Origin of the sequence: Sinobacterium caligoides (assembly GCF_003752585.1) — a bacterium.
In the GTDB taxonomy this organism is placed as follows: domain Bacteria; phylum Pseudomonadota; class Gammaproteobacteria; order Pseudomonadales; family Sinobacteriaceae; genus Sinobacterium; species Sinobacterium caligoides.
Map to the genome: position 1 here is coordinate 1304662 of NZ_RKHR01000003.1, position 16936 is coordinate 1321597.

A 16936-nucleotide genomic window follows, 5' to 3' on the forward strand; every position below is an offset into this window, starting at 1 on the left:
CAGCACGCTGTACCAAGCTACTCATTGACGTAGCGGCAAGAGAGGCATAAAAATGAATTTAGAGACGTTAAACCACTGTTCAGCACAAGAGGCCACCGAGGCCTTCATGCTCTGCTGTGTCAGTGAGCGCTGGTGTCAACGCATGGTCGAGGCTCGCCCCTACGCCGATTTCGCCGCGCTTTGTGACGCCGCTGACCAACACTGGCAGGGCCTTGGCGATAACGACTATCTGCAGGCCTTCGAGGGTCACCCGATGATCGGTGATGTGTCGACCCTGCGCGCCAAATATGCCAACACCGAGGCCCTCGCCAGCGGTGAGCAGTCCAGCGTCAACCAAGCCACAGAACAAGTCATCGAGACGCTGGCCCGTGACAACCAGCGTTACTATGAGCGTAACGGTTTCATCTTCATCGTCTGCGCCACCGGCAAGAGTGCCGAGCAGATGCTCGCCCTATTACAAGCGCGTCTACCCAATTCACGCGCCACAGAAATTACTAACGCCGCAGAAGAGCAGCGTAAAATTACCCGCATTAGACTGGAGAAGCTGCTATGAGCCAGATCACCACACACGTCCTCGACACCGCTACCGGCCTACCCGCGAGCAACCTGGCTATCACCCTGTTTGCACAGCAGCCTGACGGGCAGTTCATCGCCCTGAACAGCGGCATCACCAACTCCGACGGCCGCCTACCCGGCTTGCTGGCCGACGACGTCGTATTGGCAGAAGGCACTTATAAAGTGCTCTTCGAGACTCGCGCCTACCACGAAGCACAGCAACAAGATTGCTTCTATCCTTACGCCGAGGTGGTCTTCAGCATCCCCGGTGACGGCCAACACTACCACATTCCGCTACTGCTTAGCCCCTACGGCTACAGCACCTACCGAGGCAGCTAAGCATGAGCGACACCGTAACGACAAAGACACTGACACCACGACCACTCACCCCGGAAGCCTTCGCTCCCTACGGTGACGTGATCAGTATCGACACTGCCGAGAAAGTACTGAACATCAACTACGGTAATACCGAGCGCTACCACAACCTCGCGCAGGTCGATGTTGCCGCCGATGACGGGCAGCCGCTGATCAATATCTTTCGCTCGCGTCCCCTACCGACGCCGATCGATATCAAGATCATGGAGCGCCACCCGTTGTCGTCACAGGCCTTTATCGCGCTGAGCGGCGAGCCCTTCGTGGTCGTCGTCGGCAAGGCCGGTGAGTTCGATGAAAACGCCCTCGAGGCCTTCATCGCGCAGCCAGGCCAAGGCGTTAACTATCATAAGGGAACGTGGCATCACTACTGTCTGGCACTGAATAAGCAGTGCGACTTCCTCGTCGTCGACCGCGGTGGCGAAGGCAATAACTGTGACGAAGAAACCGTACAGCAATCCATTCAAGTCGCCATCACGGCAGACGCTCGAGGCAGCAACATATGAGCAAGAAAACGCTAACGGCAGTGCGCGGAAATATCCTGCACTTCCTCTCCGACCCCGCGCTGCACGGTGACGAAGCCTATCAGTATGTCGAAGATGGCATTCTGCTGTGCGAAAACGGCCACATCAAGAAGCTGGGCTCAGCCCACGAGCTGCTGGGCGAGATTCCCGAGGAAGTCGAGATCGAGCACTATCCCGGCCACCTGATCGTGCCCGGTTTCATCGACACCCACGTGCACTATCCGCAGATCGGCATGATCGCCGCCTACGGCGAGCAGCTGCTTGAGTGGCTCGAAACCTACACCTTCCCGACCGAGCGCCGCTTCAGCGATCAGGTCTACGCCGAGCAAGTCGCCGAGGTTTTCCTCAACGAGTTGGTCAGCTGTGGTACCACCACCGCCCTCGTCTTCGGCACCGTCCACCCCCAGTCGGTCGACGCCTTCTTCAACAAGGCCGAAGCACGTAACCTGCGCATGATCTGCGGCAAGGTATTGATGGACCGTAACTGTCCCGACTACCTCCGAGACAGCGCCGAGAGCGGTTATCGTGAGTCTCGTGATCTGATCAATCGCTGGCACGGCAAGGATCGTCTACAGTACGCCATCACGCCGCGTTTCGCGCCGACCTCGAGCCCCGAACAGCTCGGCCGTGCCGGTGACTTGCTGCGTGAGAACCCCGGTGTTTACATGCACACCCACCTGTCGGAGAACAAGAACGAAATTGCCTGGGTGCAAGAGCTCTACCCCGACAGCAAGCATTACCTCGATGTCTACGACCGCTATAACCTGTTGGGCAATCGCTCCGTCTTTGCCCACGGTGTTCACCTCTGTGACGACGCCTGTCAGCGCCTCGCGGACACGCAATCGGCCATCGCCCACTGTCCGTCGTCGAACCTCTTCCTCGGCTCGGGTCTATTCCCGCTGCAGAAGCTGCGCGACCTCGGCGTGAAGATGGGCTTTGGTACCGACGTCGGTGCCGGCACTAGCTTCTCGATGCTGCAGACCATGAGTGACGCTTACAAGATTCAGCAGCTGCAGGGCTCAACCCTACCAGCCATGCAGGCCTTCTACCGCGCTACACTAGGCAGCGCCGAGGCACTCGATCTACAGAGCACCATCGGCAACTTCGAATACGGTAAAGAGGCTGACTTCGTGGTACTCAACCCACGCGCCAGCACCCTACTCAACTTCCGTGTCGATCGCGCCCGCAACCTCGAGGAACAGCTGTTCGTCCTCGCCATGCTCGGCGACGACCGTACCGTCAGCGCCACCTATATCATGGGTGAGGCACAGTTCAAGCGAGAAGATCACTGTACCAAAGCGGGCTGCACACACACCCACTGCTAAACACACACTATTAGTTCGTGGCTCACTCCGGTGAGTCACTCAACGACCGGCATCAGCCGGCAATATTGAAGATGCCGAACGAGAGCGTCAACAATAAGAGAGGTTATACCTATGGATGCATACATCATCGATTGTTTAAATTTAATCGTGCGCTGGCTACACGTCATCACGGGAGTTGCCTGGATCGGTGCATCGTTCTATTTCGTCTGGCTGGATAACAATCTGGAAAAGCCACCCGAGTGGAAACAGAAAAAAGGCATCGGCGGTGACCTATGGGCCATCCACGGCGGTGGTTTCTACGAAGTTGCCAAGTACAAGCTAGCTCCGGAAAAAATGCCTGAGACCCTACACTGGTTCAAGTGGGAGGCTTATTCGACTTGGATTACCGGCATGCTGTTACTCAGCATCATGTTCTATCTCGGCGCCGACACCTACCTGATCGACCGCAGCAAGGCGGATATCGGCCAGGGTACCGCCATCCTGATCGGCCTCAGCAGCTTGATCGGTAGCTTCTTGCTGTACGAGATTCTCTGCCGCACCAAGCTGAAAGAATACGGCCTAGCCTTCGGTCTTATCTGCCTCGCTTACATCACTGCCATGGCCTATGGCCTAAGCCAGGTGTTCAGCGATCGCGGTGCTTACATGCACGTCGGCGCCCTCATCGGTACCGTCATGGCCGGCAACGTTTTCAACGGCATCATGCCTGCACAGCGCGCACTTGTTGATGCGGTCACCAAGGGCACCGCCCCGAATGCCAGCCACGGTCTCAACGCCAAGCTGCGCTCGACCCACAACAACTACGCGACACTACCGCTGTTGTTCATCATGATCAGCAACCACTACCCGATGACTTACGGCCACCAGTACGGCTGGGCAATACTCGCCGCCATCTGTGCGATCACCGCCTATGCTCGTCACTACTTTAACCTTAAGCACCAGGGCATCTCTAAGCCGAGCATTCTAGTGATCTCCGGCGCCCTGTTTATCGCGCTGCTGATTGCGATTGCTCCGCCTCGTCCTGCACCCGTCGCCAAAGACGCCAACCAGGTGAGCTTCAGCCAGGTGAATACCATCATCGCCGATCGCTGTACCGCCTGTCACTCTGACCATACCACCCTGTTCCCCACCGCTCAGGGCGGCGTCAAACTCGACACACCAGACCTGATCAAGAAGTGGGCACCGCGTATTCAGGCTCGCGCCATCAACAGCCATGACATGCCTCTCGGCAACATGACCAAGATGACCGATGAAGAACGCGCTACTGTCGGCCTGTGGATCCAGCAAGGTGCCAAGCTCGACTAATAACGGTTAGAAAACCTCGGCGTAGCCACCTGCTTCTGCGCTGAGTGTTACCCCATTAGGTCTCGTGGCCTTTCCCCTACACTTATGCAGGTGTAGCGTCCTCTGTTCTTCACGGCACACGACGCGTTTTTTGCGGGCTCTTCGGAGCCCGTTTTTTGTGTCTGAAATTAATGCCTAGTGCTGCGGCCGAGGCGATACTAATCACGATCGTTACCAGTCACTATTCTTGCTCGCCTCAATGCCGCCTTGCGTTCCTCACTCCTTTCTATTCCTCACGCCTCACGACCTTTCCTCGCATTAACCTACCGACCAGTGCGTCAGTGCGTCAGTGCGTCAGTGCGTCAGCGCGTCAGCGCGTCAGCGCGTCAGCGCGTCAGCGCGTCAGCGAAACAAGCCTAACGAGATAGCTGAGCCGCCGAAATAGGAAATAGAGAATAGGAAATAGAGAATAGGAAATAGAGAATAGAACAGGAAAAGAACTACCGAGGGATTCGCCCTCGGTAGTGATGACTAACTAGTGGAAGGGGAAGAAGTAATTCAACCAGCTGCTCATGCGTAGAATCACTCGACGAATGATCTGTACATGCTCAGCATGCTCACTATAGACGGCACTCTGTGCGTAGGCACCACCGATAATCAGTGGCCGATAATCTTCAAAACGCTCGTCGGTGATCTGAATCAGCACGGCTACCCGGCCCGGCGCTGGCGCCAAACCCGGATCGATCAACTCACCGGAAGGTTGCACCTGCCCTTGACGAATACCGGGTGGTACCGAGGCCACGACACCGCTGAAGACACGACCGGGGATCGAATCGAAAGCCACCTCAGCCTCGTTGCCCACCACTAAGCGCTGTAGGTTGTTCTGTCGATACCAGCCGATCAGATACATCTCCTCGACGGGCAGGAAGATCATCACCGGTCGCAATGGCATTGGTACCGCCATCACCCCTGGGCGAACCGCCACCTGCAGCACATAGCCGTCGCTCGGGGCGCGTACCTGAGTGCTTTGCAAGTCACGTTTAGCAGAGGCCAGTTTCGCCGCCAAGCTATTGGCTCGGCCACGCGCATTATCGGCGTCACGCTGGCTGCCCAGCTTACGCCTCAGTAATTCTTCGGCACGCTTCGCATCGGCATTGGCAACCTCGAACTGTGCCGCCAAGTCATCCACCGCCAGCTGAAACGGTTCTGGATCGATGGTGAACAAGACATCGTCTTTCTTCAATAGCACCCCGGGCTTTGCCTCGACACTCTGCACCTTGCCACGCACCTCTGGCAGGATCGGTGTGGTAACAAAGTACTCACGGGTAATCTCCGAATAGGGATGGTTGAAATTCATCACGAACACCATCGTCCCCACCAGCACCACGCCACCGAGCGCCGCGGTCGGTACCGTCCACTTGTTGAGAGGGATGCGGAAGGCCTTGAATACACCGACACAGATCGCGGTATAAGTCAGTATTATTAATGTTTCCATCAGCCACGCTCCTCGCTCGAAACTTGAGCAGCGTTACTACCCGACAAAATGACCAGCTCAGCCTGTAGCTTCTCTACGACTTGCTCCAACTCCGCCACTCTTTGTGGCAATGGTTGACCAGGGTGATGGCCGAAACCCCAACCTCGGTCCTCACGATACAACATTGCCCATATCCACAGAAACGGCCATAGTACGTGCAACGTAAACAGGCTGACCCAACCCGCCGCGTGAATAGCATCTTGATGTGGGTGATCACGGTGTTTAGCGATCTCATAGGGGATGTCATGCAGCACAATGATGCCATAGAAGAGCACCAGTGCCACAAGACATAACACCACAAGGGCAAAGTATTCGAGCATAGTTCTACTCCGTTCGTTTCAAAAAAAAAGCTTAATAATTAAATATCTAACACTATAGCCAAATGCAATAAGCCAGGCAATCTTTATAAAATCATATAGTTGTTGACTTTCTTAGCTAAGCAGCGGCCAGCACGCTCATGGAACCCGTCATTTGCCATCAGCCTGGCTGCTAAAATTAAGCTTAGCTTGTCTCTTGGGCCCACCGCCATCATGGAACAACCATTAATTAATTCTTTGTGGCTACTGTTCTGCAGCCTGCTCGTGATGCTGCAGCAGGCCGGCTTCCTCTGTTTGGAGTCGGGCCTAACGCGACACAAAAACGCCATCAACGTCGCGATCAAAAATATTGCCGACTTTTTTCTCGTCATCCTCGTCTACGCCTGCTTCGGCCACGCGTTCATCTATTCGGTGCAGAGTAATGGCTGGTTCGGCGCTGGCGAGTTATTTGGCCTGCCCCAGTTCACGACCTTGTTCGACAGCAGCTTCTTTATTTATCAGTCGCTATTTTGCGCCACCGCCGTCACCCTCATCTCCGGCGCGGTGGCAGAGAGAATGCACTTTCTTGCCTATCTCGTGTTATCTCTTATCGTCGCCATCATCGTCTATCCGCTGTATGCGCACTGGGCCTGGAACCCCCGTGGCTGGCTGGCCCAACTCGGCTTTTTCGACTTTGCCGGTGCCGCCGTCGTACACGCCCTCGGCGGTAGTTGCGCCCTCGCCGCCGCCCTCGTCATCGGCCCCCGGCGTGGCGTCTTCGATCGCCAACAAGGCTACCGGCCACCGTCGCCTTCCAACCTACCGCTGGCGACGCTCGGTGCGATGTTTCTGCTCATTGGCTGGATCGGTTTCAACGGTGGCAGCAGTGGCACCTTGGAGACCGTCAGCGGCCAAATCATTATCAACACCCTACTGGCCGCCAGCATCGGCATCACCACCCCCTTGCTGCTCGACCTAATACAGCGACGCCCCTGTAACACCCTATCGATGATTAACGGTTTAATCGCCAGCCTCGCCTCAGTCACCGCCTGCACCAACCTGATCGACGCCAACGCGGCGGTACTCTTCGCCTTGGCCGGCGTATTCACCATGTTCATCATCCACCGGCTATTGATTCAGCTGCGGATCGATGACCCTGTCAGTGCCATCAGTACTCACCTCGGTGGTGGCAGTGCCGGGATTCTAATGAGTGCCACCACCGCCGAGGTGGCGCTCGGTAGCCAAGTGATCGGCCTGCTCACCTGCCTGGGGTGGTCGTTTCTCAGCTGCTTTAGTTTACTCTCGCTCATCAACCGCTTCTTCCCCTTACGTGTCTCCGCCGAAGCTGAGCATCTCGGCCTCAACATCACCGAACACAACGCCAAGAGCGATCTCACTCTGCTACTGACCGCCGTCCACGAACAGAGCACCGGCGACACCCCTCTCGCCCCTCTCACCGTCGCTCCCAACAGCGATGTTGGCACTATCGCTCAGGCTTACAATCGCCTACTGGCACGACTACGCAACGAGCAACAAGCGCTGAAGACTCAACACGACAAGGTCATCGAGGTCACGCGCACCAAGGACACTTTCCTCACCCTGCTCAGCCACCAGGTTCAGGCCCCCATTCATTCGCTGGCCCGCGCCGTCGATAAACTCATCGCCGTCACTCCAGACGATGAGCAGTATCGCGAATACCAACAAGCCAAAACCAAGCTCATCAATCTCTCAGTACAATTGCTAGACGCTCGAGAAATTACCAACAAAAATTTTACCAGCAACCAGCAACTGTTCACCTGTAGTGCGCTGATGGCGGAGTGCAGCGAACAGTTTCAACAGCGTGCCGAAGCAAAGGGCCTCTCCTGGTACAGTGAGATCGCAGCGACAGCAGGCGGCTACTTTCTCGGTGACCGCGGCAACATCATGCGCGTCCTCGCCATCCTGCTCGATAATGCCATCCGCCACACCCATACCGGCTCGATCCACCTCTTAGCCTCACTCAGCTCCCCCGAAAACCGTGACCATTGCCAATTGACTTTCTATGTCACCGATACTGGTTGTGGCCTACCTGTCGAGCATCAAAATGCCATCTTCGACTGGGTCTACAACAACAGTCAAAGCACCCAAGGTGGGCTAAAAATGGGCTTGTTTGCCGCGAAGAGTCTCGTCGATGCTGCCGGTGGGCAGCTACACTTTACCCCCAACCCGACAATCCCTCACGATAGCGACGACGATCTATCACGGCATGATTGTGGCTGTCAGTTCCATTTCAACTATCCGATTAAACCCTGTAGTAAGCCTCGCGCTGCCAGACCACCGACGCCGACCGCACTATCGATGGCACACTGTCTCGTCGCCGATGACATGCCCGTCAATCAGCAACTCATCACCGACCTACTGCGCGAGCATCATATTCGCTATACCGTCTGCAGCAACGGACAGCAAGCGGTCGAGCTGATCAATCGTCACCACTTCGATCTGATCTTGATGGATAGCCAGATGCCTGTCGTTAACGGGCTGGAAGCCATCCGCACGATTCGATGCCACTACAGCAAGGAGCAACTACCAATCATCACCATCTGCAGCAACAGTAACCAACAGCAAACAGACGAGCACTGGCTGGCCGGCAGCAACCTCATCCTATCACGTCCACTAGAGGGTAGCTGCTTCATCAACACGATCAGGGGGATACTCCAACTCACTTAGTCTTTTTAATCGCCCTTCTAGCAGCCGCTTTTTACTCACTCCTGCTAATAACTCTCTCATCCATCAGGTAGAATAAACGCCCCGCCTTAACATGACCTGCCAGCCTTTACTTAACATCGCCTATGAATACGCAGTACCGCCAACAGATCCTCAGCACTGTCGCCGCCATTCCTCGCGGCTTCGTTAGCAGCTATGGTGATATCGCTAGGCTCGCAGGGTTGCCGAACCAAGCACGGCTCGTCGGCTATGTACTCAAGACCTTACCCGAAGAGAGCCGTATTCCCTGGCACAGAGTCATCAACGCACAAGGGAAAATCAGCTTCCCCTGCGACAGCCTGAGTTATCACCGTCAGCGCCTAGCCTTAGAAGAGGAAGGATTGATCGTCAAAAATAACAAGGTCCAATGGTTAAAAAAACGCTGGGCAGCGCAATAACCCCACCGAAAAAAATCGCATTTGTACAAAATAATGGCTCAAAACAGCCTCTCGTCGGTAAAACTTACAACCTTCTCTTTGCCTATTTTTGATTGCCATGTCACTAAGTGACTCCGCTCTACGGCGAGACTTTGCTGTCACCTAGAAAAAGGCCATTTTTACTTATCGGTCAAGTCTGACGCCTATTTGCCAAGCTCACAACGCTATAACGACGAAGGTTTTTACACCCTTTCACGTCGAAATATCAATAAAAATCACTTCTCATTCGAGTTAAAACCGAACAGAAAGATAACAAGCTGTTTTATAACAAAAATAAAAACATGGCATCATATTTGGATAGTGTTACGTACAGGCACAGTCCGGAAGCTTGAGCGTTTTGTAACATCGAATCGTCTCTATGCGAAAGGTGCAGTCTGAGACGGTATAAAAATAATAATCATTATATAAGGCTTGGACCGAGCATTGTTATTCAGCAAACGTCCATACCCAATCGAGATTACTCGAAGGATAATAAACATGAAAAAGTTATTACTAGCAGCAGCCATCGCCGCCATTTCTAGCCAAGCTAGCGCCTTAACAGCTGGCCTTACAGGTGAGATCATCAGTGTTGATGCATCACGAGGCGATCAGAGCGGTTTTGAGAACGGTTCTTTCACGGGTAGCATGACTATCGAAGACGATATGAGTGGCGACGTACTTGCCTTGACCGACTTCAGTTTCACCGTTGACAACGACTTCACCAGCACCAATACCACTAACTTCTTCGGTCTGCACGTCACTGACGTAACCTATGCCGGCGGTAGCACCTACAGCTTCGCAGATCAGACCGGCGTTGGCCTCTCTGTTCTTGGCCAAGATGCAGACGGTAATGCCGTACTGACTTACGAGTGGGGCAGCTCAGTAGATGACTCTAACGATGGCGCCACTTATGACGGCAGCGTTACCTGTAACGACTTTGACGACAGCCAGAACCCTTGTGATCTTCTCGGCGACCCTTCGATGGACGGCGCTAAGCTGACTATCGTTGCCTCTATCGACTTGAACAACCCTGACTTCATGTCTACTCTGGATATCCTGTCGATCACGCTAGAGGGTTACGAAGAAGGCACTGGTCTAGCTAACGGCCTCAGCACCACAACATACAGCTTTATGGAAGTAGAGACTGTTGAGACGCCAATTCCAGGCGCCGCTTGGTTGTTCGGTTCTGCTCTCGTTGGTCTAGGTGGCATCGCTCGCCGTCGCAAAGCCGCTTAATTCTTAGCACTTAAGCTAGGTTAAGCACCAAAACGCGCCTATTGGCGCGTTTTTTATTGCACTCAGCGTTCAAGATCTGCTCTCTTACTATATTCTCATTCACACGATTCCTCCCACCCTACTTAGTAACAACTCTCCATCGATTAGCTTATCGATATCATCCAGCGCCAAACACGTTAAATCACCCAACACTTATCAGCAAGTGACAGGGCTGCTTACAAACTTAGCCTCCCGTTTCTTTAATTCCTCTGTCTTCAACCCAATGATTCTCAATAAGTAGCACAGACCAAGGTGCGACACTTTACAATAGGGGGTTTTTCTAACCACGTGACACCATAAAAGCAGCAGTCGTCTAGGAGGAAGGCACTACCAAAAGATTAAAAAAACCAGCAACGACTTTATATACGCCATTGCAGAACACAAAGAAAACTCACATCACCAAACCTAAAACCCTAACACAACAAAATCCATCGCAAAAAACACCCACTCAAACCATAAAAACCATAAAAACCATAAAAACCATAAAAACAAGAAAACAAGAAAACAAGAAAACAAGAAAACAAGAAAACAAGAAAACAAGAAATAAAAGCACGCCTGGCATAACTATTACCAATATAGTTAAGCAAAAAAACGTCAAAGCGAACGCCCAGAAAAAATAAAACAAAAATACAATGAAAGGATTTTTACTAACGGCGACTCTCATCACCATATCTAGCCAAGCCAGCGGCCTAACATCTGGACTTGCGCTTTATATAGACAGCATCGAGGCTGTAAAAGGCGTTCAAACTGGTTTCGAGGACACCAGTTCACAGGTAGTCTAACCATCGAATACTATATGTATCTCGATGTACTAGCCCTGACCGACTTCAGCTTCACCGTTGACAACGACTTCACCACCAATACCGCTAACTTCTTCGGCCTGCACGTCACTGACCTATGCAGATGACAGCACCTACAGCTTCGCAGACCAGACCGGCGTTGGCCTCTCTGTTCTTAGCCAAGATGCAGACGGCAATGCTGTACTGACTTACGAGTGGGGCAGCTCAAGCAACGACTCTAACGATGGCGCCACTTATGATGGTAGCGTTACCTTTAACGACTTTGACAACAACCAGAATCCTTGTGGTTTTCTTGGCAACCCTTCGATAGACGGCGATAAGCTGACTATCGTTGCCTCTATCGACTTAAACACCCCTAACTTCATGTCTACTCTGGATATCTTGTCGATCACCCTAGAGGGCTACGAGGGGGGGGGGAGGGTCTAGGCCAATTCCAGGTGCTGCTTGGCTATTTGGCTCAGCCTTACTGAGTCTAGGCGGTGTCACCCGCCGTCGCAAGACAAACTAACGCTTAACCAATAGTTATTAGTTAAACTGAAAGAGTAGCGCGCGCCTCTTAAGCGCGCCTTACCTAAATCGAACAACTCAGGTCGAGATATAACGCGCTTACCGACAAAGACCTGTAAAAAAGATCGACAGCCGGCAGTCTTTCCCTGTCTTCAACTCCCCCCCCATTTGAGTGAAAAAGTTACCATCGGTGACAATATTTTCTATTTATCTAAAAAAACAGCCTATGCTTTTGATCGTTATGTGATTTGCTTTTATTTTCAGCTTAATCAAACGTGATATAGGCGAGTAAAGTGATGGAATATTCTCAGGCCGAATATTTCAATGTAAAGATTTTCGAACTTTCTAGCTATATACAACGATTATGATTTTAATAGAGGCGTCACCTACTGGGCGCGGCTCTCAACAATAATAATTTGCCCCAAAAGTAAAAAACTAATAAAACAGACAAAAGAATAATAATACCCGGAGAATACTATGACGCGGTCTATCTGCCAGCGGAAGTTGCCACCACACCTACGCCCAAGCACCCTCGCGATTTCAATTGCTCTAGCCTCTACACTGACGACCCCGGTTGCGTTCGCGGAGAAAGGAGAGGGCTTCGCATTAGAAGAAGTTGTTGTTACAGCGCGTAAGACCGAAGAGTCTATGCAAGAAGTACCGGTCACCGTATCAGCCTTCAGCGGCGAAGCACTGAAGTCTTTAGGTATTGATAGCGTCAAAGATCTCGAGGGTGTCGTGCCGGGCCTAAACATGGGTGGCGGCGGTAACGGCACCAAGGGTGAGAGCAACCCGTATATCCGCGGCATGGGTCAGCGTGAGACCAAAGTCACCGTCGACTCAGCTGTAGGCACATACATTGACGGCATTTACTCTTCCAGAGCGCCAGGCGCCCTTCTCGATGCCGCCGATATCGCCTCAATGCAGGTGCTACGTGGACCACAAGGCACCCTATTTGGCAAGAACACCACCGGTGGCGCTATCGTGATCACCACCAAGAAGCCACATGAAGAGTTCGGTGGCCACGTTGAAACGACCTTAGGTAATTTCGGTCGACAGAATGTCTCTGGTACCCTCAACGTACCACTGGTCGACGATAAGCTTCTCTCCCGTTTTACATTGGCCCAAACCAAAAATGACGGCTATATGGAGAACCTAGAAGATGGCACTCTACTAAACGATGATGATCGTCAGATGGCGATGGGTCAACTGCGCTGGGAGGTGTCTGACACCCTGCGTGCCGACCTACTACTCGCAGCAACAAAGACACGACAAAAATCACGCGGCCAGCGCTGTAGCTTCTATGGCGAGGAGTTAGCAGAGAAAGGCTACGGCATATCGGCAGTAGAACTTATCTACAACGCTAATAGCAGCACCAGCTCACAGGAGCACTGTGAGGAGGGTGGCGGCGACCTTGATACGGACCAGTTCCGCAGTGAGCTGAACAATGAGAGCGGTATATTCCGCCAGAGTATCTATGAAGTCGATACCAAAATGGTCGGCCTCACCTTCGATTGGGATCTCTCAGAATACTCGGACTACAATCTCGGTTTTAAATCGATCACCGGTTTCCGCCAGGTGGAGCAAAAAGCCGATGAGGATCTCGATGGTAGCGCAGCGGCACTGATTGGTCGCGTTCAGCCCATCGCCAACCAAACCAATCAATACACGCAGGAGTTTCAATTCAGCGGTAGCGCTATGGACGACCGCCTCAGGGGCACGCTCGGCCTATTCGCCTCGCTTGAGGAAACCGATGATGACTGGTTGCAAAGTTACGTTTCATATATCGATAACACCAACACTATTGATCCCACAAAGTTTGAAACCGTGCTCGCCCAGTCCGACCTCACCGAGCGAGAGACTAAAAACACCGCTTGGGCAGTTTTCTCTCAAGTCAGCTTTGACATGACCGAGCTCTCCGAAATCACCTTCGGACTTCGCTATACCGAAGAAGAGCGTGAGACCACCTATCACGAGGGTAATGTTTATCTTCCGAGCATTGGCAATGGTAGCTACTGTCCTAGCGGTGGCTGCAGCAACTATATCTCAATCCAAAATACTATCCACCCGTTTAGCGCTGCCGGCAATACGCCGATGACACAATGGCAGTACGGCTATGATGCCAACCGCAACGGCAACCTTGAAGATCGTGAGATCGGTCTTTTCGGCGAGAGTTCACAGAGCCGTACAGACAGCGCCTGGTCACCCAGCCTCAGCGTAAAAATGCGTGCCTCTGACAGCATTCTAGAAACACTTTACCTCGACGAGGGCATGATGTTCGCCACCGTTAGCAAGGGCTTCCGCTCAGGTGGTGTTGTGGTCGGTAACACCACGAATGACAGCACGGGCATGAAAGACATGGGGCAGTTTGAACCTGAAAACGTCATGAACTACGAGCTCGGTGTTAAGGCCGACGCCTTCGACGGTATGGTCCGCGCAAACATGGCGATGTACTATACCGATTACAGTGATATTCAAGTTACCACGGTGATACCCGATAACCTTGGCATCCCCCTACCTGCGGTAGAAAATGCCGGGCAGGCTATTATCCAAGGCGTAGAGGGCGAATTCACCATCATTCCCCACGAGTTAATGCGCTTAACCGCCAGTTTCGCCTACACCGACGCCGACTACAAAGAGTATCTCGTCGACTTTAAAGACCCCGTGCTAGGCACGGTTCAAATAGACCGCGCCGATGAACCGATGCCTCGGGTCGCGGAGTGGACCGGCTTCCTAGCCGCCGATTTCTTCATCTACACCGAGAGCTTCGGCACCATCATCCCCTCTTTGATCACTCGCTATACCTCGGAGATCTATCATGGCTTCGACCGTGAGAGCTTCATTGTGCAAGAGCATATCACCTCTGACGCTGCAACCTTTTTCGATGCTAGGCTCACTTGGCAGCTCCCCGACGAACGCACTACGATGACACTGTGGGGGCAAAATCTAACCAACGTCGATGATTACCTAGTCGGTGGCGTACCTCTGGTTGGTGTCTCTCGTACTAGCGGCTCCGTGTATGGCGAGCCACGCACCTTCGGCATCGACTTATCGTATAACTTTGAGTAAAAGTCGCCTCACGCGCCACCAACGTTACGTTAGTGGCGCCGAGCCAAAAAATATAAAAATAAACTTAGCAGCTCTCAATAAATATTTTGGAGAATAGCGATGAACAACAATAATCAAACTACGCCCTGCCAAGCTCGCAAGTTCAATCTTAAAAAAACACTAATCGCAGCGACCGTCAGCGCCGCCCTGCTCTCGGGCTGTGGTGGCGGTGGCGGCACCGATGATTATAGTCCTCCTGACTTGTCCAATAGCAATAGTGGCGCTCAGTCTTTACAGGGTTCTTCGGTAAAAGGGCCGATGATCAACGCAACCGTCAAGGTCTATGCCTTTGACACCAGCACCGGTAGAAAAACCGGAGAGGCGCTGGCCACCGGCACAACCGATGAACAGGCACGCTTCTCCAATGTCGTAATACCTGAAGGCAGCGGTGATGAAGAATTTTTCAACCAATATTTCCTCGTAGAGACCAGCGGCGGCACCGTTACAACCACTGAAGAAGCCCCCTCTATCGAGACCCTATCAACACTAATCACTGGCCGAGAATACAGCAAAGATAGCCCCGTCTACGCGACACCGCTCAGCTCACTGGCTGTTGCCTTAATACCAAACATTCTCGAAAACGACCCTGAGGCTAGCTTCGGTCAAGCTTACGTTAAAGCGACAGCGCTTACCGCTTCTGGTTTTGGCTTTGGTTTAGTCGATGCCAACAAGATCTTCGACGAGGCACCTCTAATTGTAGATAGTGGTAACAGCCAAAGCGCCCTCGAATACCGCACCGCTAGCGAGGCCTTTACTGCTATTCTCTTGCTACTCGAAGACAGCAGCGGTAGTACTCCCGACCAATTGCTCGAACTTATCGCCCGCGACCTCGCGGACGAGGCTGTTGATGGTCTGTCGTTCGGCTCCTCCCTAGAGGCCGAAGGCATGCCCTCCATCGAGCAACTCAAAAGCGCGATCAGCACACAACCGGAAAGGTTAAAAATCCCCAATACAGATCGCTACATCAGCGAACTCACCGATATTTTGGTTTCAGAAGCCGCCGAGCTGGCCCCCGGCATTTCGTTTGATAAAGATATTGCCACGCCTGACGCAACCCCGGCACTGGGTGGCCTAGAAGATAGTGATGGCGACTATGTCTCGGATGCCCTCGATACATTCCCCAACAACCCCAAGGAGTGGCTGGACAGCGATGGTGATTGTAACCTGCGCGATAACGACGCCATCGAGGGTAACTTCTGCGGTGATGAGAGCGATCACGCACCATACGATCCCAATGTGACCTACATATGCGACCCCGGTGCACTCGACGGGAACGGTGTTCCTATCATTGATAACCAGGAAGAATACAGCAAGCACTGCGCCGATGACGATTTTGATACTGTACCGAACTCTCGCGACCTCTTCCCGCTAAACCCAAGCGAATACAAAGATTCTGACGGCGACTGCCCCGCAGAACAGGTCGAGCCGAGTAATCAAAAGGCTAGCTCCGGCAACCTCTGCGGCGATAATGCTGACAGAAACATCTGTTACTCTATGCAAGCCGAAGGGCGCGTTATGGCTGAGGGACTAGATAACGTCGCCACGGCACATGGGCTGGGTTATGCGAGCTTCGACAGCTACAAACAAACACTAAATATAAGAGGCTTTCACCGCGCTTTTGTCTTTTTAGATCCATCCGCTCTAGTAACATATTACGGTGTTGATTGCAGCGATAGCAACGATCCAAACTGCGTGGATGTCGCCCCAGACGTAACAATAGCAGCGGCGGATGTGACCCTTGAGACCGAGTATTACGTCAACTTTGAAAATTTAGATCGTACAGCTGACTTGAGCGATGAAGATGATCGTACAAAAGGCCAGGCGATGAACTTCCGTAATTGCCAAGAATTGCGTGACATAAATGATCCTACACTTTTCCCAAATCCGGGTAATTCAGCTATTTGCATGCTAAAAGATGAACAAGGCATCGTGATCCCTAACTCCGGACAGTTGAAGCCAGGTGCTATAGAAGGGTATGGCGACGGTTTCTGGGCAGCTCCCGACATCTCTAACGACGATCGTGCAAGCGATGACTCATCCTTTAGCTTTAGGACACAACTGACTATTGTTGTACCGGTGACATTGGACTATAGGGCCACACGTATTGCTACCGCAGCGCCTGGTGAGTCTTGCCCTATGACTATCGATACCGCAATGCAAGAAGAGGTTATAGAGCTCGAACAAACAACGCCTTTCTAGGG

Annotated in this window: 13 protein-coding genes; 11 read left to right on the forward strand and 2 right to left on the reverse strand. The window is 52.7% G+C overall.

From position 1 onward, the window contains the following. The first annotated feature begins 52 nt into the window (after window positions 1-52). From uraD to EDC56_RS05840, 5 genes are all read left to right on the forward strand, one after another. The gene (gene uraD / locus EDC56_RS05820) at window positions 53-553 is read left to right on the forward strand and encodes a 2-oxo-4-hydroxy-4-carboxy-5-ureidoimidazoline decarboxylase (protein ID WP_123711533.1); all 501 of its coding nucleotides are present in this window, start codon (window positions 53-55) and stop codon (window positions 551-553) included. Continuing rightward, window positions 550-894, forward strand: a complete 345-nt coding sequence (gene uraH / locus EDC56_RS05825; RefSeq protein ID WP_123711534.1) for a hydroxyisourate hydrolase — start codon at window positions 550-552, stop codon at window positions 892-894. The genes uraD and uraH overlap by 4 nt, the downstream gene beginning before the upstream one ends. 2 nt (window positions 895-896) lie before the next feature. Further along, the gene (locus tag EDC56_RS05830) at window positions 897-1433 is read left to right on the forward strand and encodes an ureidoglycolate lyase (protein ID WP_123711535.1); all 537 of its coding nucleotides are present in this window, start codon (window positions 897-899) and stop codon (window positions 1431-1433) included. After that, window positions 1430-2776: a guanine deaminase gene (gene guaD / locus EDC56_RS05835; RefSeq protein WP_123711536.1), complete on the forward strand. Its 1347-nt coding sequence runs from the start codon at window positions 1430-1432 to the stop codon at window positions 2774-2776. The genes EDC56_RS05830 and guaD overlap by 4 nt, the downstream gene beginning before the upstream one ends. Window positions 2777-2887: 111 nt before the next feature. Beyond that, window positions 2888-4078, forward strand: a complete 1191-nt coding sequence (locus EDC56_RS05840) for a urate hydroxylase PuuD (protein WP_123711537.1) — start codon at window positions 2888-2890, stop codon at window positions 4076-4078. Window positions 4079-4592: 514 nt separating this feature from the next. Here the strand turns inward: EDC56_RS05840 and EDC56_RS05845 are convergent. Both EDC56_RS05845 and EDC56_RS05850 read right to left on the reverse strand, forming a co-directional pair. Beyond that, entirely contained in the window at window positions 4593-5552 is a 960-nt protein-coding gene (locus EDC56_RS05845; protein ID WP_123711538.1) for an HlyD family secretion protein, read from the reverse strand. Next, complete coding sequence (locus EDC56_RS05850; protein ID WP_123711539.1) at window positions 5552-5911, reverse strand: DUF3302 domain-containing protein; 360 nt, start codon at window positions 5909-5911, stop codon at window positions 5552-5554. The genes EDC56_RS05845 and EDC56_RS05850 overlap by 1 nt, the downstream gene beginning before the upstream one ends. A gap of 99 nt (window positions 5912-6010) precedes the next feature. On the opposite strand from EDC56_RS05850, the gene EDC56_RS05855 reads away from it, so the two are divergent. The 6 genes from EDC56_RS05855 (at window position 6011) to EDC56_RS05885 (ending at window position 16934) form a co-directional block, all read left to right on the forward strand. Then, window positions 6011-8593, forward strand: a complete 2583-nt coding sequence (locus EDC56_RS05855) for a response regulator (protein ID WP_148059330.1) — start codon at window positions 6011-6013, stop codon at window positions 8591-8593. Between the two features lie 122 nt (window positions 8594-8715). Then, a complete protein-coding gene (locus EDC56_RS05860) occupies window positions 8716-9027 on the forward strand; it encodes an MGMT family protein (RefSeq protein WP_123711541.1) in 312 nt (103 codons plus the stop codon). 516 nt (window positions 9028-9543) lie between these two features. Next, a complete protein-coding gene (locus tag EDC56_RS05865; RefSeq protein ID WP_123711542.1) occupies window positions 9544-10281 on the forward strand; it encodes a VPLPA-CTERM sorting domain-containing protein in 738 nt (245 codons plus the stop codon). 878 nt (window positions 10282-11159) lie between these two features. After that, window positions 11160-11546, forward strand: a complete 387-nt coding sequence (locus EDC56_RS05875; RefSeq protein ID WP_123711544.1) for a hypothetical protein — start codon at window positions 11160-11162, stop codon at window positions 11544-11546. A gap of 558 nt (window positions 11547-12104) precedes the next feature. Further along, on the forward strand, window positions 12105-14696 hold the full coding sequence (locus EDC56_RS05880; protein ID WP_123711545.1) for a TonB-dependent receptor: 2592 nt from the start codon (window positions 12105-12107) through the stop codon (window positions 14694-14696). Window positions 14697-14795: 99 nt separating this feature from the next. Beyond that, the gene (locus EDC56_RS05885) at window positions 14796-16934 is read left to right on the forward strand and encodes a hypothetical protein (protein WP_123711546.1); all 2139 of its coding nucleotides are present in this window, start codon (window positions 14796-14798) and stop codon (window positions 16932-16934) included. The last annotated feature ends 2 nt before the right edge of the window (window positions 16935-16936 follow it).

Coding starts and splice junctions, on each gene's coding strand:
- uraD (WP_123711533.1), top strand. CDS start 53: ATGAATTTAGAGACGTTAAACCACTGTTCAGCACAAGAGGCCACCGAG.
- uraH (WP_123711534.1), top strand. CDS start 550: ATGAGCCAGATCACCACACACGTCCTCGACACCGCTACCGGCCTACCC.
- EDC56_RS05830 (WP_123711535.1), top strand. CDS start 897: ATGAGCGACACCGTAACGACAAAGACACTGACACCACGACCACTCACC.
- guaD (WP_123711536.1), top strand. CDS start 1,430: ATGAGCAAGAAAACGCTAACGGCAGTGCGCGGAAATATCCTGCACTTC.
- EDC56_RS05840 (WP_123711537.1), top strand. CDS start 2,888: ATGGATGCATACATCATCGATTGTTTAAATTTAATCGTGCGCTGGCTA.
- EDC56_RS05845 (WP_123711538.1), bottom strand. CDS start 5,552: ATGGAAACATTAATAATACTGACTTATACCGCGATCTGTGTCGGTGTA.
- EDC56_RS05850 (WP_123711539.1), bottom strand. CDS start 5,911: ATGCTCGAATACTTTGCCCTTGTGGTGTTATGTCTTGTGGCACTGGTG.
- EDC56_RS05860 (WP_123711541.1), top strand. CDS start 8,716: ATGAATACGCAGTACCGCCAACAGATCCTCAGCACTGTCGCCGCCATT.
- EDC56_RS05865 (WP_123711542.1), top strand. CDS start 9,544: ATGAAAAAGTTATTACTAGCAGCAGCCATCGCCGCCATTTCTAGCCAA.
- EDC56_RS05880 (WP_123711545.1), top strand. CDS start 12,105: ATGACGCGGTCTATCTGCCAGCGGAAGTTGCCACCACACCTACGCCCA.
- EDC56_RS05885 (WP_123711546.1), top strand. CDS start 14,796: ATGAACAACAATAATCAAACTACGCCCTGCCAAGCTCGCAAGTTCAAT.